Source organism: Pantoea sp. Fr-CA_6 (genome assembly GCF_024520895.1).
GTDB classification, from domain to species: Bacteria; Pseudomonadota; Gammaproteobacteria; order Enterobacterales; family Enterobacteriaceae; genus Pantoea; species Pantoea agglomerans.
The window spans coordinates 85,725-111,630 of record NZ_JALNPO010000010.1 but is presented as its reverse complement, the minus strand read 5'-3'; the positions used below and the strand labels follow the sequence as shown (position 1 = coordinate 111,630).

The following is a 25,906-nucleotide window of genomic DNA, read 5'->3' as shown; positions in this document are numbered from 1 at the left end:
ACCCCGGAATCTTACCCGGCCGAATCAGACGCGCTGAACTCCTCAGCTCCGGCAATGATGACGGTATTACGCCCGGCGGCTTTAGCTTCGTAAAGCGCTTCATCGGCACGCCGCAGCAGAGAGTCGCGATCGCTATCCTGATCGCTGCGCGAAGCTACCCCGGCTGAGATGGTCATCGTTCCGGCAAACGGAAAGGTGGTGGCGCTGACGGTCTCACGGATGCGCTCCGCGGTGCGGACGGCATCAGCCAGCGTGGTATGCGGCAGCAGCAGAATAAACTCCTCGCCACCAAACCGGCTGACAATATCGCCGGTACGACAAGCCTGACGCAGCAACGCTGCCAGGCTCACCAGAACCGCGTCGCCCGCGTCATGCCCGTACCAGTCGTTTATCTTCTTAAAATGGTCAATATCAATGGCGATGGCACACTGTTCATGCTCACTGTCTGACTGCGCCGCCAGCGCCGAAAATCCGCGTCGGTTGCAGAGCCCGGTCAGCGGATCGGTCATCGCTTCATCGTTTAGCGCGGCAAGATGACCCGCAACGGCGTGCCGATGCGCCTGCACGGCTTCTTTGAGCCGATCAGCCTCGTAATACCAGGTTTTAACCGTGGCGAGAGATTCCGCCTGGGCTTCGCTGCCGCCATCGCGCACTCTGTCCGCCAGCTTTTCCAGTGGAGAGGCGATTCGACCGGCCATAAAGGCAATAATGGCCGCTGTTACGGCAATAATGCCCAGAACGAACCAGACGGCGCTTTCTGCCGTGCGCATCAGAATATGCCTGACCGTTTCAGAGGTGCCGGTAATAAAAACGTTCCAGCCGGTTTTATGCAGTGTGCCATAGCCGGTCAGATAGTGCTGCCCCTCACTCTCCAGCGTGAAATGCCCGCTTTCTGTCGTGGCGAGCTGTTTCTGCAGTGCCAGACTCAGCAGCATCTTTGTTCCGACGCGCGCCGCGTCATGACTGAAAATAATCAGCCCTTCATTGCTGACCACGCTGACCGTTGAACCATTGGAATAGAAATGCTGGCTCAGGATTTCGCTCAGCATGCTCTGTTTCTTGAGATAAATAGTCCCGCCAATGTAGCCCAGATAGCGGCCATCTTCGCTGAACAGAGGCTGTGATAAAAACACCACATAGTTACCGGCCGCGGAGGTAAAAGGAGCAGAGATAAAAGGCTTTTGAGTCGCTATGGCCTGCAGGCTGGCAAGTGAGTGCAGCTTCACGCCAATAAGATTCAGACTATCGGGTGAGGTTGCTGCAATAATGGCATCATGATTTACCACCACCACCGAGTTGAAAAAACCCGACTGCATTCGCAGGCGATCGCTCTCTCCTTCCAGTCGTTTAATATCACTAAGCCCCTTGATCTGCGACGCACTCCAGGCCAGTTCACGTTGTGCTGTCGCCAGGTAACGATCGGTGGTATCAGCCAGCTTGCGGGCATAGGCAATGTTCCCCTCAAGCAGACTGTCTTCGATGTTGGCCTTCTGAAAGAGCAGCAGCGCACTCAGCAGCAGACCGGAGGTCAGAATGACGCCCCCGATGGAAAGCAAAGTCAGCAGCGAGCGAAGGCGCATTTTTTCATGGGGCATTGCAGTCGGGATCCGGATTAAGTGTCATCTGAGTGTAACAGTAGACGTTTCACGTCAAGGGCCGAACAGAAGATGATTTACACAGGATCACGGCGCATTGCCGGCGCAGCACACAACCGTCCAGCCCTGCATAAAGGATTGTTTAGCGTTTCGATAGCCCTGATAAGCAACAGCAGAAAATGATTAAGCGGTAATAATGATACTGAGCAGGCCGGTATCTGTGCAGATGACGCATTATTATTACTGTTGACCGTGATAACAACGCCATATGGTCGCTGAAAATAACGGGGCAGGCTCTGCCCCGTTTATCATTACGTTAAAAATATGCGTAGAACAGTTAAATAAAACCTGCATCAATAATAAGTAATTGTGCATCAGCCTTATCTTTTAAGCGAATTTAACGCCAGAACGATTTAATATAAGAGCGGCTGCTGAGCCTTTTAATAAAATGATGCGGACAGGTATAGCGGCGCCCTTCCCACTCCAGATTAAACCACTGAAATTCATCATTTTTAATTTTTTCCAGCAGGGTCATTGCCTGCATCGGCGTCTGAAAAGCATAAGCTTTCATCACGCCCTCCTGGGTGCATAAATCAATATGAACCATGTAACCCCCGGGTGTTAAAAAGATCGGACATTTTATAATTATTGAAAAGCCTCTTTATCATAATCCATTTATCGGCTGCCGATTATCTGATTCCGTATTATTTACGTAAAAATTTCGCATCTATTTCCCATTTAAATTTTTGGGCAACCCTGCCTTATTTCATCAATTAATTTGACCATGTATACGAAATCCAGCCAGACCCGAATAGATCGTAACCCATGTTTAATGCAGCTCAGAGGGTGGCGACGATAAGCGATCGCAGAAGATGACGTATACCTGCTCACATTGTCAGCATTGCACCGTCTGGCAGGTCCAGAGCCGTCATGCAGAGGGGATGTAATGGTGCTGGCTGAGAGGTTGAGATGGTCATAAACAGAGCACATCGTTTACACTCTCATCAGCCTCATCTGCAATCCGGTAACGGTACAGATGTATCGCGGAGCGAGGCAGGAGATCACTGACGGCGGGCAATAAGGAATCTTATGCTGGATTATATGGTGTCGCTCTACCGTACTGTTCCTGTCTCATCTGAACGTCTCAGCGACTGGCTTGCCAGCTGGCTGGCGCAGCAGCAGACACGATGCCACGATCACCATTTTTCTGCCGCCTTTCCATGGCGTGAAACCGGTCTGCCCCAGCACGCCTTTTTGCAGCGAGAACTGACGATAAACGGCCAGCGTTATCTCACCGGGCCGCGCTATCTGGGTGGCGATCCTGCACAGCCCTTTATTGAGGTTGTTGCGCGTGACGGCATCATCGATTACAGGGTCGCTAGCGCCATTATGCAGGCATGGCAGCCGCTGAAACCCCTGAAGCTGCGCATCCTGTTGCCTGCGACTTATCCTGACATCGGTATAACCGATCAACTGCTTTTCCTCAGCGACCTGGCTTCACTCTCTGTTCCTGTCGACGAAGATATTTCACTGGTGACAGCCTGCCGGAAGGATTATCCCGCCTGTATCACGGCGATTAACCGCGCCTATCGTGCCAGCTGGCACACGCTGCCGCATCTGCGCGATCAGCTACTGGCAACCAGCAGGCAGGAATTACGGGAGGATATCGCCGCGGGACATGTGTTTCTGATTGTCTGGCAGGGCATAGTGGCAGGGCTGATGATTTGTGTGCCCCGGCGACTGACCTTTATTGAGGGGTTTCAGATTATGGATGAAGTGATTATGCCCGCTTATCAGGGCCGTGGACTCGCCGCGCGCGCTCAGCAGCGTTTGCTGCAGCAGCTTCATCATCATTATGGTGAGAAGGCACTGCTGACCGGTACCATTCTGCCCGGTAACACCCCTTCACTGCGCAGCGCGCAAAATGCCGGGCGACGCTGCGTGCTGAAATATCAGTTTTTTACCCCTGCCGATTTACGTGCGAGCCGACGGGCAATTTAAATCACCATAAAGCCAGCTCAATCAACTTATCCTGCACACTGTAAACGCGCTGCTTAAGGCTCAGGCTCTCGTCTGCGCTGATCCATTTTGCAGCAAACGCACCATTAATTTTTTCCAGTGCGATTTTGGTGCTGCTTTTCAGACCTTCGTGCCAGTTCGCGTCTGAACGTTTTGCCGCCTGTTTTTCCAGGCTCTCAACTAACGCCGCGACACTTTTACCACCGGTAGTAGCTTCGGATACAGACATACCTACCTCGTTTTGCTGCTAAAAAACGGCCACACTCGCAGAACATATTATACCTGAACCCTGATCGGCATGGCGCTTTCCTGTGCGCACTACCCGGCATGCCTCGTAAACTCATTCTGGCATCACAGAGATGACGTAAATGGCGCAACGCCACCTGCATCAGGGGGGAATCCATTCAGACGTCATATCCAATCAACCCGCCAGCATTGCAAATTAATGTGAAGTTTTAATGACCATAAAGATAAAAAATAACTTTAAAATTAATGACCTGTTCTCATTTTACTGACCCGCCTTGTGATTCACATTTTGAAAACAAAATAATCACACTTAGTTATTTTTTCATGCCTAAATTAGTGCCAGTTTTCATTTATGGGGCAGGCAAATGACTCACTTTATGGCAATTTTTTTCTCTTCACTGTTTATGTGCAGTAACGTTTTCGCAGGTTCAGTCTCATCCGTCTCTCTTGGGGCGCTTTCTACCTCACTCAATGAACGGATGCAGGTGATGAAAGCGGTGGCGGGTTATAAAGCACTGCATCATTTACCTATTGAGGATCTGCCACGGGAGCAGGTGGTGCTGGACAACATGCTGCAAAACGCACAACAGGCCGGGCTTGAACCCCACTCCGTGGAGCCGTTTGTTCACGCTTTGATGAACGCCAGCAAGGCGATCCAGTATCGCTATCGGGCTGACTGGCTCTCAGCACCAGACAGCGCTGTTCCTGTCAGGGATCTGACCGAGACCAGACAGCAGATACAACAGCTGGATACCCAGCTCCTGACGGCGATCAGCCAGCGCCTGATGGCTGGCGCCTTCTCGCAGGAGGACAAAGAATTTCTGATGTCACACCTCACGGCACCTCACCTCAGTGAGAGTGATAAAAACAGCCTGTTCGCTTCCCTCTCCCGCATTCAGCGCCAGCACTAATCCTCTATCAGCGGAGAACGCTATGCAGCTTCATGAACTCATGAACCCCGACTACTCTGATAATCCCTTTCCCCTTTATCGAAAACTGCATCAGCAGGGACCGCTTATCCCTGCCGGAGATAAGATCATCATCAGCGGCAGTCACGCGGTGGTGGACGCCCTGCTGAACGACCGGCGGGTCGGTAAAAATTATATGGAAAGTGTCAGAGTAAGATTTGGTGATGATGCAGCCGGACTGCCGCTGTTTCAGGGTATCAGCAGAATGTTTCTGGTGCTGAACCCACCCGATCATAACCGGTTAAGAGGACTGGTTATGAAGGCGTTCAGCGGCCGGGAGATTAAATCTCTTCGGGAGATGGCGCTGACGATAGCCAATGAACTGGTTGATGAACTGGAAGGGCGTCGTGCCTGCGATCTGGCTCAGGCATTCGCTTTTCCGCTACCGGTGCGCATTATCTGCCGGATGCTGGATGTTTCAGAATCTGATGCACCAGAACTGGGTCGCCTTACCTCTGCACTGGTCAGGGTTTTCGATCCTCAAATCAGTCCGCCAGATTTGCTGAAAGCCGCTGAAGCTTTTGCCGTACTGGAAAGTTACTTCAGTGCCGTGATCGTATCCCGACGTGATAGCACCGCCAGCGATCTGGTGTCGCTTTTTCTGCGCAGCGGCAGTGACGGCGACCGGCTGGATCACGATGAGATCATCGCCAATGTGATACTGCTGTTTCTTGCCGGTCATGAAACTACGTCAAACATGCTGTGCAACACCATTCTGGCCCTGCATGCTCATCCGCAGGAACTTGCGAGCCTGAAACAGAATCATGCGCTGATACCCGATGCCATAGAGGAATGTCTGCGCTACGACAGTTCGGTCCAGATGCTTTACCGCACGACTCTGGAAGAGATTGAGCTGGCAGGAGAGCTCATCCCGCCCGGAACCCGCTTCTTCCTTAGCCTTGGTGCAGCCAATCACGATCCGCTGGTATTTACCTCTCCGGAACGGCTGAATATCCGGCGGCATGAGGGGCGCTGTCTGGCATTCGGTGGCGGTATACATCACTGTATGGGCTACCGGCTGGCACTGGCAGAAATGGAGGTGGCGCTGGAAGTATTACTGACGCGATTGCCAGAGATGCGGCCCGTGGCCGCTGGCGTTCGCCGCAACCACAGAGCTAATCTGCGCGGCGTCAGCGCCCTGCCGGTCGAATGGTAAAGCACTGCCCTGAAGCGCCCGGCAGTTAACCGCGCAGCCGCAGCGTGGCGGGCAGGATAAGCTGACTGTCAGCGGGATCCTCACCAGCGATCATCGTGGTCAGCATAGAAAAGCAGGCCTGCGCCAGTGCCGGGACATTCTGCTCAACCGTGTCGATCGGAATGGAGAGTGAATCATAGAGATAGTGATCGTCGAAACTGGCAATGCGGATGTCGCTGGTCAGCAGGTTATGCTCGCTCATGTAGCGCAGTACTCCCTCCAGCAGACCGCAGGCGGCGGTGAACATCGCTTTAGGTGGGCGTCCCAGCCGGCGACAGAGCGCGGCAAACATCTCATAGCCACTGCCGGGATGATAGTTACCCTGAATTATCCACTCCGGCCGCAGCGTCACACCCGCCCGCATCAGTCCCTCTTTGAATCCCGTCAGACGATCCTGGGTCGGGGAGAGGTCAGACTGTCCGCCAAGAAAGTAGATCTCCTCCGGACAGGTGCGCGCCAGCTTTTCGACCAGCTCAGCGGTGGGCGTCACAGAGTCGGTGATGACCCAGGGCAGCCTGGTATTGTTCATGTGGCGGTCAAACAGCAGCACCGGCAGCTGTTCGCTGAGGCTGACATAGTCGCTGTCGCTCAGCATACTGGAGGCGACAATCAGCCCGTCGACCTGACGCGCCACCAGGTTATTGACCACGGCCATCTCCTGACCAGCATTTTCATCGGTGCAGGAGATCAACAGTTGCAGACCGGCCGCGCGACAGAGATTTTCCAGCGCATGGGAAAAGGCCGCAAAGCCGTGGTTGGTGATTTCCGGCACCACCAGCCCCAGCGTATGACTGCGGGCGTCATGCAGCATACGGGCGTGTATGCTGGGCTGATAATGGTGTTCCCGGGCCAGTGTCAGAACCCGCTCACGCGTCTCCTTCGCCACCCGTAACTCTTCGCCACGGCCGTTGAGCACCAGGCTGGCAGTGGCTTTAGAAACCCCAGCCAGTCCGGCGATGTCACTGATGGTAACGCGTTTTGTTTTTCTCACGGCAAGGCATCGGTTAGTGAAACAAGGACTTATTCTACCATGCAGCGACGTAACGACCAGTAGCGGGCCTGCAGTTCTGCGCGACCGCGCAGGGTTAGCATCGCCGGGTGGTCCGGAAAATAACGGCTGCTCATCACCCCTTCCCCGTCGTTGATAAAGATCTCAACGCTGGAGTGATCACACAGGATCTGCAACCGGCGCGCAGCCCCTGTCCAGTAACGATAGGTCCATTGACCCGATACCAGGCTGCGACGGGCAAGCCGCAATTCATTCTGCTGCCACGTCAGGATTAGCGTATCGGCGAAATTGAGTTCTATATCGCCCAGGCTCTCCAGCTCAACCTCCAGCCGCTGCGCGGCGATCGGCGGCGCGTCATCGGCGCGGCCCTGATAATGCAGTTCCCTCTCCCGCAGCGCCTGCAGTTCTGCAATCGGCTGCTGACAGAGCCGGCCATTGCGGGAGCTCAGCTCGCGCAGACAGGTCATCTGATGGATCCAGTGATGCGCCACGGTTGGCTGGGCCATCTCTTCACCGTCTGGCGTTCCCATCCAGCCCACCAGCAGACGCCGGCCGTCAGCGGTCAGCGTGGTTTGTGGTGCATAGAATTCAAACCCGGCATCCATTTCGTTCAGCGGGCCATGCAGGTAGGCAGCCTGCTGATAATCCAGCGAGCCACTGAGCCAGGCGCAGGCGTGACTGTTCAGGTAGCGTTTCTCTTCAGGCATAACACCCTGCGGACAGCAGATCAGATAGGTGCTGTCGCCGAGCGTGAACATATCCGGGCATTCCCACATGTAGCCAGCGGCGTCCAGCCCGCCCAGTTTGCTGCCCGCAATCTCGCCGAGGTTCTGCCACTCGCGCAGATTATCAGAACGCAAAAGCAGTACCCTGCCCTGCAGCTGGGTATTCTGGGCGGCCAGCACCATGTACCAGTGATCTTCATGACGCCACACTTTGGGATCGCGAACGTGGCCGGTGTAACCCTCCGGTACGGCGATAACCGGACCGAGTTTGTCGAAACCGCCCGCGCTGTTCTGCTGCGCCAGACACTGCCACGCGGTGCGCGAACCATCATCAAACTTCACATTACCGGTGTAGATCAGCGTCAGTACACCGTTATCCTCTACCGCACTGCCCGAGTAACAACCGCTGCGGTCATACTCCTCGTCCGGCATCAGGGCGATGGGCTGATGCTGCCAGTGCAGCAGATCGGCTGAGCGCCAGTGTCCCCAGCATTTTTGCTGATGCGCGCACTCCAGGGCGTTCCACTGATAGAAGAGATGATATTCACCGTCGAAATGGATAAAGCCGTTGGGATCGTTAAGCAGCCCGGTTACCGGTGCCAGATGCCAGCCAGGGTAGTGGCTGTCGCTGAGCGCCTTTGGCATACCCTGCATCACCGCCTGCAGAATGGCGGCAAGACGTGTTGATGAGGCCATTATTCAGAATCCGTTTTGTATTTAAGCAGGTAAGAGATCACAAACGCAGTGGTAAACGCGATTGCGATGCCGATGACATAGTTGAGCAGAGAGCCCGCCTGGACAATCGCCATGCCCGGCAGACCGGTCAGCCCGACCGCAGTCATATAAACATGGACCGACACCACCCAGGCACCACCCAGCGCGCCACCCACCAGACCCGCTATAAAGGGTTTCATAAAGCGCAGGTTAATACCAAAGATAGCCGCCTCGGTAATCCCCAGCAGCGCGGAAAACGCTGAAGGCAGCGAAATCGCTTTGATCTTCGCATCGCGGGTTTTAAACCATACGGCCAGACAGGCACCGCCCTGAGCCACGTTCGCCATCGCCCAGATAGGCAGCAGGAAGTTCACGCCGATGGAAGGATTGCCCAGCAGTCCGGCTTCGATAGCGTGAAAACTGTGATGGACGCCGGTAATCACAATCACCGAATAGAGTCCACCAAACACCAGTCCCGCCAGCCAGCCGGCGTGCGCAATCAGCGTACTGAGAATAAAGGAGATGCCATCACCCAGCATACGACCCGCCGGTCCGATAATCAGCAACGCAATAAAGCCGGAGATAATCACCGTCAGGAACGGGGTCAGGATCAGATCCAGCGCATCCGGGATAACCCGACGCAGCTGCTTTTCCAGCATGCTCATAAACCACACCGCCAGCAGCACCGGGAACACCGTGCCCTGATAGCCAATCATCGCCACTTCAATGCCGAAGAAGTTCATGGTGTGGAAACCGGCGGCGACGCCCCAGGCGTTGGTCAGCGCCGGATGAGTGAGAATGCCGCCCAGCGTCGCACCAAGAAACGGGTTACCACCAAACTCGCGGGCAGCCGTAAAGCCAATCAGGATCGGCAGGATAATAAAGGCCGCCGAGCTGCACATATCCAGCATGATATAGAGCGCATTTTCCGGATTGACCCAGCCGTAAGTTTTGACCATCCCCAGCAGGCCCATCAGCAGACCTGATGCCACAATCGCCGGAATGATCGGCACAAAGATGTTCGACAACAGGCGAGCGATGCGCTGGAAAGGGTTGAGCTTACGTGCGGCTATATCAGCGGCCTCAGATTTGCTCGATTCACTGATGCCCGCCTCGGCGATAAAGGCAGCGTAGACCTTATTCACCACGCCGGTGCCGAAGATAACCTGAAGCTGGCCCGCATTGCGGAAGCAGCCTTTAACGCCCTCTATCCGGCCAATCGCGGTGGTATCCGCTTTTTCATCATCCGCCAGCACCAGCCGCAGCCGGGTGGCACAGTGAGCAGCGCTGGCGATGTTCTCTTTACCACCCAGCAGGGGCAGCAATGCCCGCGATATTTTTACATAGTCCATACACACCTCAATCTTGTTATGTTTTTATCCATCCTGATCTCTGGCCCCGGCATCCGGGGCCGCCCGGTCAGAACCAGGTTTCCATCTGTACGCCGAAGTTCCATTCGCCACCGGCATCGAATCCTTTACTGCCGAAAGCGTCGTCACTGGCATAGTTATCCAGCCGGTGATCCCAGTTCATCCAGGTTGCAAAGAGACGAATTTCCGGACGTTTGAGGAAGTCACCGACATCACCGGCTTTCAGGGTTGGCGCAACGGTGAATTTGGTAAAGCTGCCGCTGACCGCATTACGGTTGTTGTAGCCTTGGGGACGCAGATCCATGTACTGATAAGAGCCTTCATACTGCATCTCAAAGTTCTGGGTGATTTCCTGAATCAGCCGCAGGTTGACTGTCGCCCAGTCATAGCTGTCACCTTTGACGTAACGATCGTCACTACGCTGAGCCAGTAAAGCAGGTGCAATGTGCCAGCCACCGCCCAGCGGGGTAATACCGTAACTCGCCAGACGCCAGGTGTCCGCTTCCGGCAACAGTGCGCCATCAGAACCAATCGACTTCACCTCTGCGCCCAGTCCATGACCATAGAGCAGTGCAGTTTTCGACGTGCCTTCTCTCAGCCCATAAAAGCTGTCGTTATGCAGGCCAAGCAGCGCATGTACGCCGGTTTCTGCCGCATCGCTTTTGACTCTGAGGCCGTCGATGTCACGGCGATCGTCGTTATCCTTTGCCCGCATACCGCTGACCATCAGCTGCAGCGGCCCGACAAAGTTATTCAGCGACAGGATGTAGTTCTGCGCAGTGTTTTCATTGTTTTCAATGTCGCCAAAGGTACGACCATAAAGGGAAATGTTACTGCGCGCCTGATCGCTCCATTTCATGTCGTAAATACCGGCACCGGTACCGGCAAGGAACACCACATCGGAGTCGATCCAGTGAATATCAAAGTTATCGCGATCAAAACGCTTACCGGCCCAGACCGTGGCGTTATCGAATGCGCCGCTGAAGGTGGGAAGCTGCCCGAGCTCGACAAACGCCTGACGCAGGTTGAGATCGCTGCTGGCGGCTGTCCAGTCGTTGTAGGTGCGCTGTCCATCGGCCAGCATCGCTTTGAAACGGGTGGTCGCGCCATTGTCCAGCGTCTGTTTATGTTCAAGGTTGAGCTCAACGTAGGTATCCGGTTCATTACCAAGGCGACCAACGTGACCGCCGGTTTCCCCGGCAGGGGTAACGGTCGGGCCACCCTGAGTTTTGGCGGCCGAGCTGTTCATCAGCAATCCTGAACGGGCATAACCGTGGAACTCGAAGCCACCTTCATCGGCTGATTTTTGTTCCAGTTTCGCGGTGCGCTGCGCGACCTCAGCGGTGGAGTTTTGGGTCTGTTGTTGCACGGCAGCCAGCTGCTGTGCCTGCTTCTCAGCCATCTGTGCCTGTTTCTCCGCGACCTGTGCGCGGGTTTCCGCTGCATTCGCTCGCTGCTCGGCTGCCTGCAGTCGCTGCTCCATGGCCGCAAGGCGTGCTTCAATGCTGCTCATACTGGAGTCGGCCCAGACTGATGTGGAAAGTAATATCGTTGAGAGACTCACTGCTAACGTGCTTTTTTTCATTTTTTTATGTCCCTGAAGAGAGGCTATCATCACCGGATTTTTTGCTAAACCGGTTTAGGCGCAAATCATAGCCACGGGTAATTTCCCTGCGCAATGAAAATTGCTAAACCGGTTTAGTGATTGTGAGATAGCTCCCAAAACAGGGGCAATAAGATAATCAGCCTGGCAGGTCGTCCAGCTGGTGGAGCCGCGGAAGTGCTGTCATGGCCCCTTTAGCCGTGGTTGCCAGTGCACCGCAGCGTTGTGCACTGGTAAGGCAGATGGCCAGCTGCGATTCATCGGCAGGAAGACCCGACTTAGCCAGCCCCCAGAGTAATCCGGCCACGAAGGCATCACCTGCGCCCGTGGTGTCGATGCTGGCCACGGGCGAAGTAGCATAGTGGTATAGCTGGCCCTGATAGCAGGCGATCACACCTTCCCTGCCCCGCGTGACCAGCAATAGTTTTATGCTGAATCGCACTGCCAGCTGCGGCATGGTGATAGCCGGTTCCTGATCCGGACAGAGAAAATCGAGTTCCTCGTCGGACAGTTTAACCACGTCCGCATGGCTCAGCGCCTCGTTCACCACCGCATGCAGCAGTTCCGGATCGGGCCAGAGGTCATGACGCAGATTTAAATCGAAACTGACATGCCCGCCTGCTGCCCGGATCTGCTCCATGGCAGTCAGGGTCGCCGTGCGTGAAGGTTCAGCTGATAAGGCGATCGAACAGCAGTGCAGCCACTCCCCATGCCGGAATACGGGCAGGTCTTGCACCTCAAGAAACAGGTCAGCACTCGGCCTCACCATAAAGGTAAAGGAACGTTCGCCATGGTCATCCAATCCGACCACCACGGTTGAAGTGCGGTGCTGCGTATCAGCGATCATGTAGCGGGTTTCAACCTTCTCTTCAATGAGCGTCTGCCGCATAAACTCACCAAAGGGATCATCTCCTACCCGTCCGATAAAAGCGCTGTTTCCCTGCAGACGGGCAATTCCAACGGCGACATTGGCGGGCGCCCCACCCGGACACTGCATCAGGCGACCCGGCATTTCGGGAAGCAAATCCACCACGGCATCCCCGAGGCACCATACGAGTACAGACATAAAAACTCCTCTGATTAAACCTGATAGCTAAACCGTTTTAGCTATAGCGATAAACCGTGCTGAGTTCAAGCATTACCCTGCGGAAATGATGCGTAATTAACAGAAGTCGTGATCAGGCGAAGCGATAAGGTACGCATTGCACAATCGGGAGGCCGGTGGAGGAAAGAATTAAAAAACCGGCACAGGGGCCGGTTCTGGTATCAAAAACGTAAAGAGGATTATTTTAATGTGGAGAGTATCTGTCTGATTGACGCGTCGATCTGTTCAGCAATCTCTTTTGGCAGACGGCTGAATTCATACTGCACAGTGCGCTTCTCATCATTAGTTTTACGACGCGCATAGGTATTAGCTGTGGTAAAAGTAGCCAGCTTTTCCGTCACCGTCTTGCTGACGGGTGCAGGTTTTTTTAACTGACGACGGGCGCTTTTAAAGCCGTTAAGAATCGCGCTCTTCTTCTCATCCGCATTGGCGCTTAGCAGGGAATCATCAGCTTTAAGCGTTTGCTTAATATCGCTGACCAGCGCGGTGACATCAACCGCTTCCGCTTTCGCCTCTTCCCAGACATCGAGCAGTAGCTGGTAATCCTGAAGTGTCAGCTCTGATACGACCGGAAAGAGTTCAATAAATTCAGCGGGTACGGCTGCGGCCTGGAACGCACGTGAGACCTTTGCGTTTGAGATGCCTTCTGCTTTAGCAATCTCTGTTTTGCTCATGCCATTTTCGTTCATCAGCATAAAGCGCAGGCCTAATTCACGCAGGTTATGCTCTTTTGCTGTCTGAATGTCCGCAGCCAGCTGACGCGCATCACTAAGGCTCAGTTCATCAGCGGTGACCAGTACTTCCAGACTGGCACCGGAAAGAATGCATGCGGCGCGGCGGCGCGAACCATCCATGATTTCAATCCGGTCACCGTTGACACGACCAATAGCCGGAAAAAATTGCTGCAGCGTAATAGTACGGGTGATCTCCTGAAGCGATTCCGGCGTCAGCGTGCTCTGGTCACGTCCGTTGATTTTTGGGTCAACGCTGGTTCTGGTTTCAATATCATCATGCAGGATTAGCTGGCGCACAAAGGTGGCCTTCGCGCCCGACTTCAGCGTAAATGTGCGCGACTGGCTGCTGCTGTCGATCATGTTTGCGATAGCAGAATCACCAAACTTGCGCCCGATGCGCTGTATAGGTTTGCTCACAGGGTACTCCTGATATATTCAATGCGGTCAAACACAGCCCTTGAGAACTGCTCGGCTTCATATTTAGCTTTGCGCAGAGCGTCCGCACTTCCCGGATAAGAGGAGGGATTGGCACTGATCACCGTATCAAAGGATTCACCGCAGCGCTCAAATCCATCCAGCCGCGGCAGGCTGCAGTCCAGCATCGATTTGGTAAACACTTCCCGGGCATAGCTTTGCGAAGTCAGATGATCGTGTTTAGAGGTCATTTTGGACATAAAGCCGATATTGGCTTTAAGCCGTGGCTCAATGCCTTCGGACTCAATACGCTCCAGCATTTCCGGCAGACGCGTCAGATACTTCATGGTGGAGTGGAAATCGACCTGTGCCGGAGGTGTCGGCGTCAGCAATACATCACTGGCCGCAATTGCATTCAGCATGAATGAATCAAGGTGAGGTCCGGTATCAAGGAAGATAAAATCGTAGTCACCCGCCAGACGATCAATCACGTTGCGCCGTAATACTTCCGAAGGCGCAACGCCTGGCAGATGCTCAGCAACCAGCTCTTCCCAGTCGCTTGCAACAAAACCATCGTCGATAGAGGCTGGGATCACATCAACGCCGGGCATGACAGTAGGTTTAATGAATTGCTTACGAAGCTGGTCTGCATCCAGATCGTTCAGCATCGCCTGCGCTGCCGTCTCCAGAACTGAACCGACACTGTTGGTATGGCTCAGGAACATCGTGCTTGATGCCTGTGGATCCAGGTCGATAACCAGAATACGCAGGTCATTATGTAACATAGAAGGATGTGCACGCATACCGTGGGCCAGCGTGACTGTGCTCACTGTTTTTGAGACACCACCTTTAAGGCTGACAACGAATACGACAAAGGGGCCATCGTGCCGATCGCGATATTTCGGTACTTTACGATGCTGATAGATGTCGACCACATTCTGGATAGTCAGGGCATATTGTGAGGTGCTGCCGGTCTGTTTTTTCCCAAACTGATAACCTGCTGCTTCCATATCACCAATTGCGGCGACAACAGCATGCTTACTCAGCAATGGCATGTTGGCGACAGCATTCCGGGAGAAGGTCTGGTAAAAACCGGTCTGGTTAAATTCCTGACGCTGCTGCTCAATATGGTTACTCAGTCCATGTAACATGGAATTGGCACGTGTGGCCATTTCCAGCACTCCACCATAATCACGCTTCATAAGCCCCTCTGCGTTAATGTTTTTTGCATACTACACAAAAAGCACATACCTGCCAATTTTTTAGAAAAATGCCAAAAACCTGGATTTTTTCTCCGCGATGGTGAGATGCAAGCAGTATTACTTTTGTGAATCACTGGAAAGTGAATCGCTCTGCTTTTTTGTCTTACAGGCTGGTTGAGACAGAGAACTTAAAATGGCGACATGAAACGAATATTTTAAGGACTAATGATTCGGATCGGTGCATTCCGATTCTGATAAATCATCTGCCAGTCTGCAGGTTGCTCGTTAAATTGTTTTCGTGTTTTTTCAATGGTGTTTTCAGCATGAAAATTCAATAAAAGTTATTATAAATCATTTAATTACCTGTGAAATGTCTTGGTGAAAAATTTCCAGGATTAATGCACTTTCACTCAACATTTACTGCTGACGTAGAGTTTTACTCAGAAGCTATTACAGTGCTTTTGAACCTGAAGGAGTAGGCATAACGGTAAAGTGCGCAAGTAATCTTTACCGCTATCATTGCTAAATTAAGATCACTGCTTCCAAATCTATACCTTTATGCCTTGTCATTATGTAGCGTTCATAATCTGTGTTGCTGCCTGTCAACATAATGTCAGGCGTTTTCCGCATAGGGTTTTTATTGCAAGGCTTAATCCAGAAAAGAGAGGGATTTAATTCCCTTCATCATTATGTGATGTCACGAATCAAAATCATCGAAGAGTTAAGACTGCCGATTTAAGAGCATGAGTAGGAGTAGGAGTAGAGAACAGGCTTAATGCGGCAAGGCTTAGAGCAATATTAATTGGGGCAAGTCACCATAATGTAGCTATGCCGGACAGTCAGAATTAACGCTCTACTGTGCTTGATTCTGCTCCCGATACAATCTTTTCATCTTCATATCATTCTTACATTCCTGAAATTACTTCATTCACGCTAAGCCTATTTATTAGTTTAAGTTATTATGCCGAACGCATTTTTCTTACTGTCGTTCTTCCTGTTCTTCCTGTTCTTCCTGTTCTTCCTGCTGTTCCTGTTGTTCCTTCACTGGCGCCTTATTAATTTCTTCCGGGAACGTTATTTTAAGTGCTTTTTTAGTATGTCTGACAAATTCTGAGTACTGACAAAACAAAGATATTACGTTAAGTAAAAATCGCATGGTGTTTTCATCATGAAAATGAAAAATAATTCATTATTTATCAAATAGATAGGCGATTAATGTCATGGTGAGTTTTCTGTATTTTCACTGACCGATTTTCTGAGGCCTGATTTAAACTTATAACCTTAAATATTTAATGGTTATAGGTGTATGCAACATTCCAGTCTTACCTATGCTCAGCGTTAGATCGTTTTAGCAGTAAAAGACCTTCTCAGTCGTGCTTCTGATAAACCGCACATTCAGAACTGAAGGTGAACATCACTTCTGACTGGGACTCTCAACTAATTCTTTGTTTTGTGTGTTTTATCCCCGTTATCCACAGGCCAGATCCAATTGGTCGATCCTCAATAGATCAAATTGAGATCCTTAACAGATCCCTGCAGCGTCTGAAGCCTTGTGACACAAGGCCTGGAAGGGGGGCAGTAACCACTGTAGCGAGAAGAATAACCACTATAACGAGTATAACAACCACTATAGCGAGAAAAGCAACCGCGCTGGCGAGTACTCAACAACTACTATAGCGAGTAAGTGGTCTGAATCGGTGTGCATAACCCTGATTATGTGTAGATGACGGCTTTTTCCAGAGTGCTTGCGATGAATGAGGGAGATCCAGTAAAGGAGGAGGGCGGTGGCTCGACTCTTTTTCAGTTAGTTTTCTCAGGTTATCCACTGAATAGATCCAATAACAGATCCATTTAAGATCCTTATTAAGTTCCTTAAAGATCCCAGCACCGCCTCAGGCCACGGTATGACTACGTTAAAGCCGGGTCGCTAACCACTATAACGAGTAAAACAACCACTATATCGAGAGAAATAACCACTATGGTAAGTAGATTAACCGCTGTAGTGAGTGATAGTATCCACTGTATCGAGTAACAGCGGCTCTCGCCTGTTCACATCACGGATCTTCCTAATGCCAAGAAAAGAACCAGATATCCTGAACATAGCTGATGCGTTTAGCGAAACAGATAAACGTACAGGTGAAGTTGTTACTCTTACCCCCAACAGTAACAACACCGTCCAGCCGGTAGCATTGATGCGACTCGGTTTATTTGTTCCGACGTTAAAATCCACAGCGCGCAGTCAGAAAAACCAGATGAACGCCATGGATGTGACCCAGGATCTTAAACAGTTATCCCTGGTCAGGTCAGAAGGCTATGACAACATTAAGATTCTGGGTGCCCGCCTGGATATGGATAATGATTTCAAAACCTGGGTCGGGATCATTCGTGCATTCGCTACGCATGAGTGTCTGGGAGACACGGTAACGCTCTCTTTCGTTGAATTTGCCAAACTATGCGGCATACCCTCAGTGCGGCTCTCCTCGAAGCTCAGAAGCCGCTTGGACGCTTCGCTGACGCGTATTGCCTCTAACACCCTGACTTTTACCAGCAAGGGCGGAGAGAACTACACGACGCACCTGGTGCAGTCTGCGAAATACAGCATCAAGAAGGACACGGTAACGCTGCAGGCCGATCCCAAGATCTTTGAGCTGTATCAGTTCGACAGAAAGGTTCTGCTGCAGCTTAAAGCCATCAATGAGCTGGCACGCAAAGAGTCTGCTCAGGCGCTCTACACCTTCATTGAAAGCCTTCCGCCGAAGCCTGCGCCGATATCTATGGCGCGTCTGCGCGCAAGACTTAACCTGACATCGCGTGTGATTACCCAGAATGCCACCGTCAGAAAGGCCATGGAGCAGTTAAAAGAGATCGGCTATCTCGACTACACCGAAACCCGACGTGGCTCATCAGTCTACTTCTGGGTTCATTATCGTCATCCTAAGCTGCGCCCGGCCGAACTGCCGCTCAGTAAGTCAGGCCTGATCGATGATGAGATGGATGAGTTTGACGATCTTGATATCGATTCCGACGTAATTGACGTCAGCCTGCCTGAACCGGTGATTGAAGAGGATAGCAGTGAGCTGGTGATGGTCTCGCGTGAAGAAAAAGAGCTACTGAACAAAATCAGGAAGCAGAAGAAGCAATGACACGCTTTCTGCTAGCATGCTACTCCGCTTTCAATCTCTTATCGGGAACGCCGGGCTGAAACGCAATAACCACTGTAGCGAGTAACGTTACTCACTATAGTGGTTACCAGCACGACAGCAACATACGTAACGCCTGTCTGAACAGGGCTAATCGCGCTATTCATCACTCTCCATCGGCAGGACCTGAATTGAGCCCGGTGCTGTGTTTACTCTCTATAGTGGTTAGTCTCTCCCGGAAGAGCGGCCTCAAAAGCGTAATAGCCAGAATGAGACCCAATGTTCACTCGCTATAGTGGTTACTTACCTGATCACAGCACAGAAAGTACGCCCGTCATGAAGTATTCAAGCAGGCTGTGCAGGGGAATTGGTGTCATTACTCTACTCGCTATAGTGGTTATCTCCTCCGTTACCGCGCTTTATCATCTCCGTTTTGTCCATCCAGGGTGAGTAAACTACTCGCTACAGTGGTTATGAGGTTGTTTTATCGCTAAAGCGTTCAGTTAATGATCAGATACTGGCGCTGATGAATGCGATATTCTCGCTACAGTGGTTGTTAATTGGGAGCAGAAATGGGGAGCATACTCGCTATAGTGGTTGTTATTGTCACTGGCCTATGCTCGATATAGTGGTTACCTTAAATATAGTAAGCACTCACTATCATTTATTGCACTGTCAGTAAAAGACTTCCTGTTAAATTGCCAAATGCCCACACTTAAAAATGGTTACTCGCCACAGCCGTTAAACGGTGTGCCGTGCTTCAGATTTTTGCAGTTTTAGAGCTTAGCTGCATTCATAAAAGCACCTTTGCGAGGCCCCACACAGGGCGGATTCTGCAATCAAGGGTCAAAATTCATTGTTGAGAGGGAGATCGGTTTTTTACTCGCTATAGTGGTTATGACTGAATGAAACCGTACCTGGAGTACCTGAAACAAAGGCTAATGCGCCTTCGCGCTGCAATTTAGAAGGACGGATGACGATTTACTTGCTCTGCTTACTCGCTACAGTGGTTTCCGAACCCTGAATATCGTTACTTTACTCGCTACAGTGGATAGGCGATGAAGTTTGATCCTAAAGAAGGATCCGCCACTGATTTGCTTACTGGAAGAGTTAAACAGGTAACTTTACTCGCTACAGTGGTTATCAAATAGAGCTAAGCCAGAATGAGTACAGAGATTAAGGTATGGCCGGAACCATCAGGAAGGCGCTGCCGTTATCCCTGTCACAAGAACGGGTCCGATGGGGGCGCGGGGGAGGGGAGGTGTTTAGCGGGGCCGCTGCGGCTTTGATACTGCTCTGCAGGACATCGGTGAAGAAAGCGGCCTCGCGCTGACGTACCGCTTTATCACCATTGGGACAGAGAGTGTTACATCGCCTCCCGGTATTCCGGCCAGGCAACGGATTGTGCTTCATAGCGCCCTGCGGCTGCGAACAGCGTGCCCTGGAAGTTGATCACACCTGCAGCCTCCAGCCACATCCACTCTTCTGCCTGTACGATCCCTGCTGCGATGACGGTAATTTCCAGCGCGGAACAGCATTTAATAATCGCCTGAACCACCGCCTGCTTTGGCCCACTGCGATGAACATCGCGGGTGATACCGGCATCAATACGAATGCGGTCGGGCTGAATGTGAGTCAGCAAGGACAATCCCGCGGAGCCGTCACCAAAATTGTCGATCGACAGACTGATTCCGACCGCTTTTAGCGCGCGTACGGCTTCAGAGAACGCTTCCAGCTGCGAGATCACTGCGGTTTCACTTACGCCAACTACAATCTGCTCAGGAACCAGTCCCGCCTGCTGAATAGCGGTCACAATATGATCGACGGCATTGGGTATCACCACCAGCGTCATAGGCAGCAGGCTGACGTACAGTGTCATACCGTCCGGGCAGACCAGGCCAGCATGGGAAAACGTCTTTTTCACGGTTTCCAGATCGTTAACATAAAGCTGATCGCCTGAGGTGTCGTCGGCGGGAGCAGGTCGCAGAGTGGTCGCTTCAATCGCTGTGACCTGACGAGCGAGGGGATCCACCACCGGGCGGAAGCTGACGCCTTCTGTCTCCGGACGGGAGTCCGGCACATCATTGTGCTCAGAAATAAACTCCCAGTAACCCGGCGGGAGGACCTCGTAGTAGTTCTCTTTCTCACGAGACTCTACAAACGTGCGCAGGAATTGCAGTGCCCGATCATCATAGGTCAGACGATATTTTGACGTCCCTTTATCCAGCACGGCCTGCAGGAGCGATGAGCGATCGTGTTCACGCAGGTCAAAGAGTGCCATGCCCGCATTACCAAAGCGGCGGTAAGGCGCATAGTCGCGCATCAGCTCCACCACATTGTGGTGCCGTCGATCTGCACAAATTCTCTGATAGACTGCCTGAATGCCCGCTTCCGGACCCTCAAGCAATTGAAAAAAATGGGTACCGTTAAATAATAATATGCCGGTCACGTCGTGAGCCGCATTTATTTTGCTGGCGTTGTCGACCATTGCGGGCAGGGTTCTGATGGGAAAGTCATCTGAAATATGGCTGCGGTATATTATGGTAGTCAGCATGTGCAGCTCCGTTTTATAAGATTGTTGCGCACACGCTAGCATTGTTCAAAAAATGTTTCATCTCTCCTTATTCACTGTCGCACAGACTGCACCACGGCAGGTGACAATAAGCGAAACGGCAAATTGTGGGGCACGGTTCCAACAATCGTAATGGGATCAGAGACGCTGAACCTGAGCAGACGAACTATGCTTCCTGCATAATAAAAAAGGCCGCCGTAGTGGCAGCCTCATCGTATTGAAGGGGTAAATGTTATTTGATCAGTTCAGCAGAGACATAAGCACGATTATCAACGCGTGCGCCGGTAATTTTATAGGATGCGCCTGCATCTTTGGCCTGTGCCGCGACTTTCGCTTCAGCAGCATCCAGGGTAGACGCGGTAGCGGTAATAGTCTGGGCAAAACTACCGAATGAAATCAGAGAGAGTGCGGTAACAGCAACGAAGTTTTTGATGGATTTCATGGTCAATTCCTTAGCGTATTTCAGTCAGGGAGAGGCGTTTTGCCTCGATGGAATGAATGATAGGCGCGATCTCGCCAGACTGATATAGCTAACTTTTGCTGATATTGATCAAATATTTTGAATTATTACCATGGGGGGATATCAGAGATCGTTCAGATCGCTGAAAACGCAATCTGATATCAGATTGCGCCAGCTCCAGATTAATGACACTCGCCACGCAGCTTCCAGTGCAGCCAGTGATCCAATGCTTCTTCGTTCAACGGCTTCGAATAGAAATAGCCTTGTGCCTGATCGCAGCCATACTCGGTCAGGGATGTTACTGCATCCGGACACTCAACCCCTTCTGCCACCACGGTATAATCCAGCTCTTTAAGCATGGCGATGATGCTGCGTGCAATAATGCGTGAAGCCGTGTCAGAGGAAAGCTCACTGATCAGGGAACGATCCAGCTTAATCACATCAAGCGGCATGCGACGCAGATAACTGATATTGCTGTAGCCGGAACCGAAATCATCGAGTGAAATAGTGAATCCTCGTGCTCTGAGCATCTCCAGCCCGCGCAGGGCGGTCGGGCTTTCAAGGATACGTTCGGTTTCCAGACATTCGATTCCCAGCAGAGAGGTCGGGAGCTTAGATTTGACCATCTTACTTTCCAGCGCTGAAGCGAACCCCTCGCGCGCAAAGTCACGTACGCTGACGTTTATCGTTAGCGGCAGCTGGATGCAGTTGTTCCTCAGCCGGCTAAGGCGCTCAACCGCCCGATCGATAATCCAGGCTGTCAGCACAGAGAGCAGATCGGTCTGCTCAGCCAGCGGGATAAAGGCGGCAGGTGAAAGCTCGCCCCGGCTGGGATGTTGCCAGCGGATAAGCGCTTCCAGACCCACGGGTTTACCACTTTGCAGGCAAATTTTCGGCTGATAGACCATATATAGCCCGGTGTTCTCGCGTAATGCCGTTTTAAGATCGGTCATCAGCAGGAAATCTTCTGAACGCTGCGTTTCAGCCTCAGCGTCAAAGCGCTGAGAGGGCAGTCCGCGGCCGACCGCTTCATGCAACGCACTGACCGCACGGCCTAATATTTCAGATGCTGGCATGCTGCCAGCGACAAAGTCAGCCTCACCGGTATGGGGAGTCAGCGCGACCGACAGACCTTCATCCATGTCCGCACTGATACCTTCCAGACGACCGGCTACCCACGCGGCACTGAGTCGGCTATCCGCTCGGGTCAGGATAGCAAAGCGGCCGGTGGCCACCGTATAGATCATCTCCCCAACCGCCGGACGCAGGCGCAGCGGCAGCAGAGTGGCCATATCTTTCAGCAGGCTCTCAACCGGGCTCATTCCCATGGTGCGGGCCAGTTCATAAGCGCGCGACATATCGATGCAATCAATCAGAACCAGACGGCGTGGCGTGGTATCGCCGGCAACGGCAAGATATTGCAAATCACGTATCAGGCGCTGACGGTTAGGCAGCCCGGTCACCGGATCGGTAAAACCCGCCGAGTGCCAGGCTTCAAGAAAGGACATTACCAGCGTAGAGAGCAGCGTTAAGGTCGTCACCTGGTCACTGGGAAACGCATGCGGCTCGGTGTCGGTCACACATAGTGTGCCCAGAATAATGCCATCGCGTGTTTTCAGTGGCACACCGACATAAAAGCGGATAAAGGGTGAGCCAGTGATCAGGGGATGCGTGACAAAACGCGCATCGTAATAAGTATCAGGGACGATCACCGCACTGTCGCTATCAACCACGTGGCGACAAAGTGAATCCGCACGCGTTGAGCGTTGCAGATCAAAATTGTGTGATGCCCGAACGGTCTGGAACTCATCATCCAGCACCGATATAAAGCTGCCCGGGATACCCAGGGCCTGACTGGCTAACCGGACAAACTTCCGGAGAACTTCATCGCGGCTTTCATCAGGGTCGCGCAACGCCTGTAAGGCGCGGCTGCGGCGCTCATTGTCGCCGTTTAAATTGTTTAACATGTGTGTAGAACCCCCGCACCGGCTGATTACGGAGCGAAAAAAGAAAACTGTCCGGAGCGAAATGTGATTCGGGCGGCAGGAATTATGGCGTGATTTTTTATTTTCAACTGGATAATAAGGGACTATGCAGCGGGTGTCTCTTAATATTTTCTTTAACGCATTAAAGGGGTTGTTACGATTCGAAAATTTAATCGAAGATGCGCCTGATTATTTACATTTGTACATTTTATATAGCCAGGAGAGGGTTTTTACGGTTGTTAATGTTTATTTTCCGTCAGGAGATGAATAAGCATTCAGGGTGGTTAATGTTATTTCTAAGTCAGTTTTACAATTAAACAGGTCTGCAGCCAGAGACGGATCGCTATCCGCTGGTTGCTCAGGAAGATAACCTATTAAAAATACAGGTAAAAGCCTGAAAAAATGAAGACCGGCAGATATGACCTGTCAGTGTACTCCTGACTGCTATAGGTCAATCCACCGCAAGACTGCCAGTAACGTGTCGCTTCAGACAGTAATCAGTTTAACCTTTCATGCCGTGTGTGAATTGTGTCGGACGACGTGGCGGCGGGTTTTGCTCCAGCCAGTCACGAACCTGTTCGGTCCGCGGCCCTCGCTCGCGGATCGCGCGTGTCAGCCTTTCCTGTGTTGTCCTCAGTTCCTGGGTCCAATAGGTGATTTGCCACTGTTCACGAATTTCCACCTGCGACAGATCGTCGGGCGAGCGACGCTGGATAGGATTTTTCATTCATTATCCTCCTCTTTTTCAATGATGCTGCCTGAACATGACCCTCAGGCTATACCTCTATCCTGATGAAGAAAGGGCGCTTGAGGTAGCGGATTAATCCCTGAATGGCCCTTAAGGCAAATAACAGGATAATTCCTGGCAGGAGGAATAAAGCACTCTATGGAAATAGAAAAGTCTCCGTCAGGGCGAAATATGCCGCTTCGCTTATAAAAAAGCATGCATGATTTTTAAACCTGAAATTTGACATTTATTTAAAATAGTCAATTATTCTGTGGTCTTTTCGTTATGGCCGCTCTCAGGTCGCTTCGCTTTTATTGATGGCGAAGCACTGTGCCTTTGCGGTTTAATCATGTTGAAGGAGTCTTTGTTTGGTGAATCGTCCCCCCAGGCCGCCTGTGGTCGTCCAGAGTAATGTGCGTGAACTTCGTCTTGCCGCCGGGCTCTCACAGCAGAGCGCTGCTGAGCGTTTTGACCTTAGCCTGCGCGTCTGGCAAACCAAAGAAGCCGCAGGTAACCCGACACTATTAAGTCAGGGAGAATATGAGTTGCTGTTATTACTGGCTGGCTGTCATCCCCATTTTGCTCTTGCACCTCAGAGCAAAAAGTAACGGCTGCGTTAATACCCTGAAATTTATTTCTGTGGTAACCGGCTGTCTGATAACGGTAAAAAAATTATATTTACCAACTTGAAAACTGACTACTGATCCCTATTTATGGAGATGATCGGAAATATGAGCCCGATCAGATGAACTTTTGGATGAACCTGTTCAGGAGATTATCACCATGTCAGTACAACAATTTTCAGTGTTCCCTTCGCTGTCTGATTCAGTCTTTTCAGACCGCTTTAACCGCATCGATAAATTGTTCAGTCAGCTTACTGGCGACAGCCCGGTAACGTCGGTTCCCGCTTACGATCTGCAGCGGGTTGAGGATAATCGCTATGCGTTGACCGTCAGTGTACCTGGCTGGAAAGAGCATGAACTGGAGATCGAGTTACGAGGCGGACGGCTTTCAGTGGCCGGTCACAGAGAGAAACCGTCACAGGAAGCGTCTGGCGAGGCCCGGGAAGAGAACACCAGCTGGATCCACCGCGGCATTTCCCGACACGATTTCCAGCTGAGCTTTTCCATTCCAGAGCACATGAAGGTCACCGGAGCCAGCCTGGCGGAAGGTCTGCTTAGCATTGATCTGATCCAGGAAATACCGGAGAGCGAGAAACCGCGCCGTATCCCGATTGCGATCGGCGGTCAGCGAACTCTTGAACATCAGTAATATGAACAGGGCGGAAACGGCACAGGCTGTTTCCGCCTTTTTATTCACTGGCAGGTAAGAAAGTCAAAAGAGTTCAGGCGCTGGCTGCCATAAGGCTGATTTGCGACGGTAAGCCGGTATTCGTTCCGGTCAGCATGATCGGTTCACCCGCCTCAAGACTGGAGTGAAATGCAGCCTTCATCGATGCACTGATACCATCACCACACCACATCAGATGATGCTCAAAGCGGCGTTGCGCCACGGCGGGGATACCTGACGCATCTGCTGCAACTTCAACCCGAAAGCCCTGTCCGTTAAGCCGTATCGCTTCCATCCAGATCTCGGTTTCATCTGTGACGCTGACTGCTTCAAGAAACAACGGTACGGTGCTGCGTCGTTGTGAGGCCAGCGCCAGGCGCTCCCACTGACTGACTACCGCTGAATGAAAGCGCTGCTGGCGCCGCGCCGCACCTTCGCTGAGGTCAGTGCGCAGCCAGAGGTTGAGCGGCCGCAGGTAGCGATTAACATAATCATCACCACAATAGTCGGTATTCATCATCTGTAGTTCGCGATCAACATCTGCGTCCGTATTATGCGCCAGCAGATGCAACATATCCTCTTCCCGGCAGGCCCAGCCGCCAGGCAGCGCAACGCTGGGCCAGTTAAATGCAGTATGGATATCAAAGAGCGTATGACCCCCTGAGGTCATTTCACGCACACAGAGCGCACGCGTAAGCTGATTATCTGAGTAACCAGCAGGGCCAGGCGGCGTTATCAGCCCGGCACGGCGCCAGCGGCGCAGAGTTTCAGGAAGAACACCGACGAGACCACATACGGTGTCGGTAGAGTGCTGGGGCATAATTGATATCCGA

Annotated in this window: 22 protein-coding genes; 6 read left to right on the top strand and 16 right to left on the bottom strand. The window is 52.0% G+C overall.

Annotation, left to right across the window (positions count from 1 at the left end; all coding sequences use genetic code 11):
* Positions 1 to 11: 11 nt before the first annotated feature.
* Complete coding sequence (locus NR201_RS17215; RefSeq protein ID WP_154210803.1) at positions 12 to 1,595, bottom strand: diguanylate cyclase; 1,584 nt, start codon at positions 1,593 to 1,595, stop codon at positions 12 to 14.
* Positions 1,596 to 1,992: 397 nt separating this feature from the next.
* Complete coding sequence (locus NR201_RS17210) at positions 1,993 to 2,166, bottom strand: hypothetical protein (RefSeq protein WP_010256913.1); 174 nt, start codon at positions 2,164 to 2,166, stop codon at positions 1,993 to 1,995.
* Between the two features lie 518 nt (positions 2,167 to 2,684).
* On the opposite strand from NR201_RS17210, the gene NR201_RS17205 reads away from it, so the two are divergent.
* Positions 2,685 to 3,596 carry a GNAT family N-acetyltransferase gene (locus tag NR201_RS17205; protein WP_249655136.1) on the top strand — a complete coding sequence of 304 codons (912 nt, stop codon included), beginning with the start codon at positions 2,685 to 2,687 and terminating at the stop codon, positions 3,594 to 3,596.
* Between the two features lies 1 nt (position 3,597).
* Here NR201_RS17205 and NR201_RS17200 read toward each other — a convergent pair whose 3' ends face one another.
* The gene (locus tag NR201_RS17200) at positions 3,598 to 3,843 is read right to left on the bottom strand and encodes a hypothetical protein (protein ID WP_010256916.1); all 246 of its coding nucleotides are present in this window, start codon (positions 3,841 to 3,843) and stop codon (positions 3,598 to 3,600) included.
* 382 nt (positions 3,844 to 4,225) lie between these two features.
* Here NR201_RS17200 and NR201_RS17195 point away from each other — a divergent pair, with 382 nt between their 5' ends.
* Positions 4,226 to 4,771, top strand: coding sequence for a chorismate mutase (locus NR201_RS17195; protein WP_256850018.1), 546 nt, complete (start codon positions 4,226 to 4,228; stop codon positions 4,769 to 4,771).
* Between the two features lie 22 nt (positions 4,772 to 4,793).
* Complete coding sequence (locus NR201_RS17190; protein WP_256850017.1) at positions 4,794 to 5,984, top strand: cytochrome P450; 1,191 nt, start codon at positions 4,794 to 4,796, stop codon at positions 5,982 to 5,984.
* Between the two features lie 25 nt (positions 5,985 to 6,009).
* Here NR201_RS17190 and NR201_RS17185 read toward each other — a convergent pair whose 3' ends face one another.
* The 8 genes from NR201_RS17185 to NR201_RS17150 form a co-directional block, all read right to left on the bottom strand.
* Entirely contained in the window at positions 6,010 to 7,014 is a 1,005-nt protein-coding gene (locus tag NR201_RS17185) for a substrate-binding domain-containing protein (RefSeq protein ID WP_039387344.1), read from the bottom strand.
* A gap of 29 nt (positions 7,015 to 7,043) precedes the next feature.
* Positions 7,044 to 8,453: a sucrose-6-phosphate hydrolase gene (locus NR201_RS17180; RefSeq protein ID WP_256850016.1), complete on the bottom strand. Its 1,410-nt coding sequence runs from the start codon at positions 8,451 to 8,453 to the stop codon at positions 7,044 to 7,046.
* On the bottom strand, positions 8,453 to 9,823 hold the full coding sequence (locus tag NR201_RS17175; RefSeq protein WP_010256928.1) for a sucrose-specific PTS transporter subunit IIBC: 1,371 nt from the start codon (positions 9,821 to 9,823) through the stop codon (positions 8,453 to 8,455). Before NR201_RS17175 ends, NR201_RS17180 begins: the two co-directional genes overlap by 1 nt.
* Before the next feature lie 67 nt (positions 9,824 to 9,890).
* Positions 9,891 to 11,426, bottom strand: a complete 1,536-nt coding sequence (locus tag NR201_RS17170) for a carbohydrate porin (RefSeq protein WP_256850015.1) — start codon at positions 11,424 to 11,426, stop codon at positions 9,891 to 9,893.
* Between the two features lie 157 nt (positions 11,427 to 11,583).
* Positions 11,584 to 12,510 (bottom strand): aminoimidazole riboside kinase, encoded by a 927-nt coding sequence (locus tag NR201_RS17165; protein ID WP_179257289.1) that lies wholly within the window; start codon positions 12,508 to 12,510, stop codon positions 11,584 to 11,586.
* Between the two features lie 218 nt (positions 12,511 to 12,728).
* On the bottom strand, positions 12,729 to 13,700 hold the full coding sequence (locus NR201_RS17160; RefSeq protein ID WP_010671957.1) for a ParB family protein: 972 nt from the start codon (positions 13,698 to 13,700) through the stop codon (positions 12,729 to 12,731).
* On the bottom strand, positions 13,697 to 14,899 hold the full coding sequence (locus tag NR201_RS17155; protein ID WP_010256940.1) for an AAA family ATPase: 1,203 nt from the start codon (positions 14,897 to 14,899) through the stop codon (positions 13,697 to 13,699). The genes NR201_RS17160 and NR201_RS17155 overlap by 4 nt, the downstream gene beginning before the upstream one ends.
* Positions 14,900 to 15,878: 979 nt before the next feature.
* Positions 15,879 to 16,055 (bottom strand): hypothetical protein, encoded by a 177-nt coding sequence (locus tag NR201_RS17150; protein ID WP_256850014.1) that lies wholly within the window; start codon positions 16,053 to 16,055, stop codon positions 15,879 to 15,881.
* A gap of 913 nt (positions 16,056 to 16,968) precedes the next feature.
* Between NR201_RS17150 and NR201_RS17145 the strand changes: the two genes are divergently transcribed.
* On the top strand, positions 16,969 to 18,042 hold the full coding sequence (locus NR201_RS17145; protein ID WP_010256943.1) for a RepB family plasmid replication initiator protein: 1,074 nt from the start codon (positions 16,969 to 16,971) through the stop codon (positions 18,040 to 18,042).
* A gap of 1,363 nt (positions 18,043 to 19,405) precedes the next feature.
* Here the strand turns inward: NR201_RS17145 and NR201_RS17140 are convergent.
* The 4 genes from NR201_RS17140 to NR201_RS17125 form a co-directional block, all read right to left on the bottom strand.
* Positions 19,406 to 20,593 (bottom strand): diguanylate phosphodiesterase, encoded by a 1,188-nt coding sequence (locus tag NR201_RS17140; protein ID WP_256850013.1) that lies wholly within the window; start codon positions 20,591 to 20,593, stop codon positions 19,406 to 19,408.
* Positions 20,594 to 20,843: 250 nt separating this feature from the next.
* Complete coding sequence (locus tag NR201_RS17135) at positions 20,844 to 21,053, bottom strand: YdgH/BhsA/McbA-like domain containing protein (protein ID WP_010671954.1); 210 nt, start codon at positions 21,051 to 21,053, stop codon at positions 20,844 to 20,846.
* A gap of 200 nt (positions 21,054 to 21,253) precedes the next feature.
* On the bottom strand, positions 21,254 to 23,038 hold the full coding sequence (locus tag NR201_RS17130; RefSeq protein ID WP_256850012.1) for a GGDEF and EAL domain-containing protein: 1,785 nt from the start codon (positions 23,036 to 23,038) through the stop codon (positions 21,254 to 21,256).
* A gap of 520 nt (positions 23,039 to 23,558) precedes the next feature.
* The gene (locus NR201_RS17125; protein ID WP_010256955.1) at positions 23,559 to 23,783 is read right to left on the bottom strand and encodes a DUF3606 domain-containing protein; all 225 of its coding nucleotides are present in this window, start codon (positions 23,781 to 23,783) and stop codon (positions 23,559 to 23,561) included.
* Between the two features lie 368 nt (positions 23,784 to 24,151).
* On the opposite strand from NR201_RS17125, the gene NR201_RS17120 reads away from it, so the two are divergent.
* Positions 24,152 to 24,391 carry a hypothetical protein gene (locus tag NR201_RS17120; protein WP_022624236.1) on the top strand — a complete coding sequence of 80 codons (240 nt, stop codon included), beginning with the start codon at positions 24,152 to 24,154 and terminating at the stop codon, positions 24,389 to 24,391.
* 175 nt (positions 24,392 to 24,566) lie between these two features.
* A complete protein-coding gene (locus NR201_RS17115; protein ID WP_010256958.1) occupies positions 24,567 to 25,055 on the top strand; it encodes an Hsp20 family protein in 489 nt (162 codons plus the stop codon).
* A gap of 73 nt (positions 25,056 to 25,128) precedes the next feature.
* Here NR201_RS17115 and NR201_RS17110 read toward each other — a convergent pair whose 3' ends face one another.
* Positions 25,129 to 25,893: a MerR family transcriptional regulator gene (locus tag NR201_RS17110; protein WP_010256962.1), complete on the bottom strand. Its 765-nt coding sequence runs from the start codon at positions 25,891 to 25,893 to the stop codon at positions 25,129 to 25,131.
* Between the last annotated feature and the right edge of the window lie 13 nt (positions 25,894 to 25,906).

Coding starts and splice junctions, on each gene's coding strand:
- NR201_RS17215 (WP_154210803.1), bottom strand. CDS start 1,595: ATGCCCCATGAAAAAATGCGCCTTCGCTCGCTGCTGACTTTGCTTTCC.
- NR201_RS17145 (WP_010256943.1), top strand. CDS start 16,969: ATGCCAAGAAAAGAACCAGATATCCTGAACATAGCTGATGCGTTTAGC.
- NR201_RS17110 (WP_010256962.1), bottom strand. CDS start 25,893: ATGCCCCAGCACTCTACCGACACCGTATGTGGTCTCGTCGGTGTTCTT.
- NR201_RS17150 (WP_256850014.1), bottom strand. CDS start 16,055: ATGCGATTTTTACTTAACGTAATATCTTTGTTTTGTCAGTACTCAGAA.
- NR201_RS17140 (WP_256850013.1), bottom strand. CDS start 20,593: ATGCTGACTACCATAATATACCGCAGCCATATTTCAGATGACTTTCCC.
- NR201_RS17195 (WP_256850018.1), top strand. CDS start 4,226: ATGACTCACTTTATGGCAATTTTTTTCTCTTCACTGTTTATGTGCAGT.
- NR201_RS17190 (WP_256850017.1), top strand. CDS start 4,794: ATGCAGCTTCATGAACTCATGAACCCCGACTACTCTGATAATCCCTTT.
- NR201_RS17200 (WP_010256916.1), bottom strand. CDS start 3,843: ATGTCTGTATCCGAAGCTACTACCGGTGGTAAAAGTGTCGCGGCGTTA.
- NR201_RS17115 (WP_010256958.1), top strand. CDS start 24,567: ATGTCAGTACAACAATTTTCAGTGTTCCCTTCGCTGTCTGATTCAGTC.
- NR201_RS17205 (WP_249655136.1), top strand. CDS start 2,685: ATGCTGGATTATATGGTGTCGCTCTACCGTACTGTTCCTGTCTCATCT.
- NR201_RS17130 (WP_256850012.1), bottom strand. CDS start 23,038: ATGTTAAACAATTTAAACGGCGACAATGAGCGCCGCAGCCGCGCCTTA.
- NR201_RS17165 (WP_179257289.1), bottom strand. CDS start 12,510: ATGTCTGTACTCGTATGGTGCCTCGGGGATGCCGTGGTGGATTTGCTT.
- NR201_RS17155 (WP_010256940.1), bottom strand. CDS start 14,899: ATGAAGCGTGATTATGGTGGAGTGCTGGAAATGGCCACACGTGCCAAT.
- NR201_RS17125 (WP_010256955.1), bottom strand. CDS start 23,783: ATGAAAAATCCTATCCAGCGTCGCTCGCCCGACGATCTGTCGCAGGTG.
- NR201_RS17210 (WP_010256913.1), bottom strand. CDS start 2,166: ATGAAAGCTTATGCTTTTCAGACGCCGATGCAGGCAATGACCCTGCTG.
- NR201_RS17170 (WP_256850015.1), bottom strand. CDS start 11,426: ATGAAAAAAAGCACGTTAGCAGTGAGTCTCTCAACGATATTACTTTCC.
- NR201_RS17180 (WP_256850016.1), bottom strand. CDS start 8,453: ATGGCCTCATCAACACGTCTTGCCGCCATTCTGCAGGCGGTGATGCAG.
- NR201_RS17135 (WP_010671954.1), bottom strand. CDS start 21,053: ATGAAATCCATCAAAAACTTCGTTGCTGTTACCGCACTCTCTCTGATT.
- NR201_RS17175 (WP_010256928.1), bottom strand. CDS start 9,823: ATGGACTATGTAAAAATATCGCGGGCATTGCTGCCCCTGCTGGGTGGT.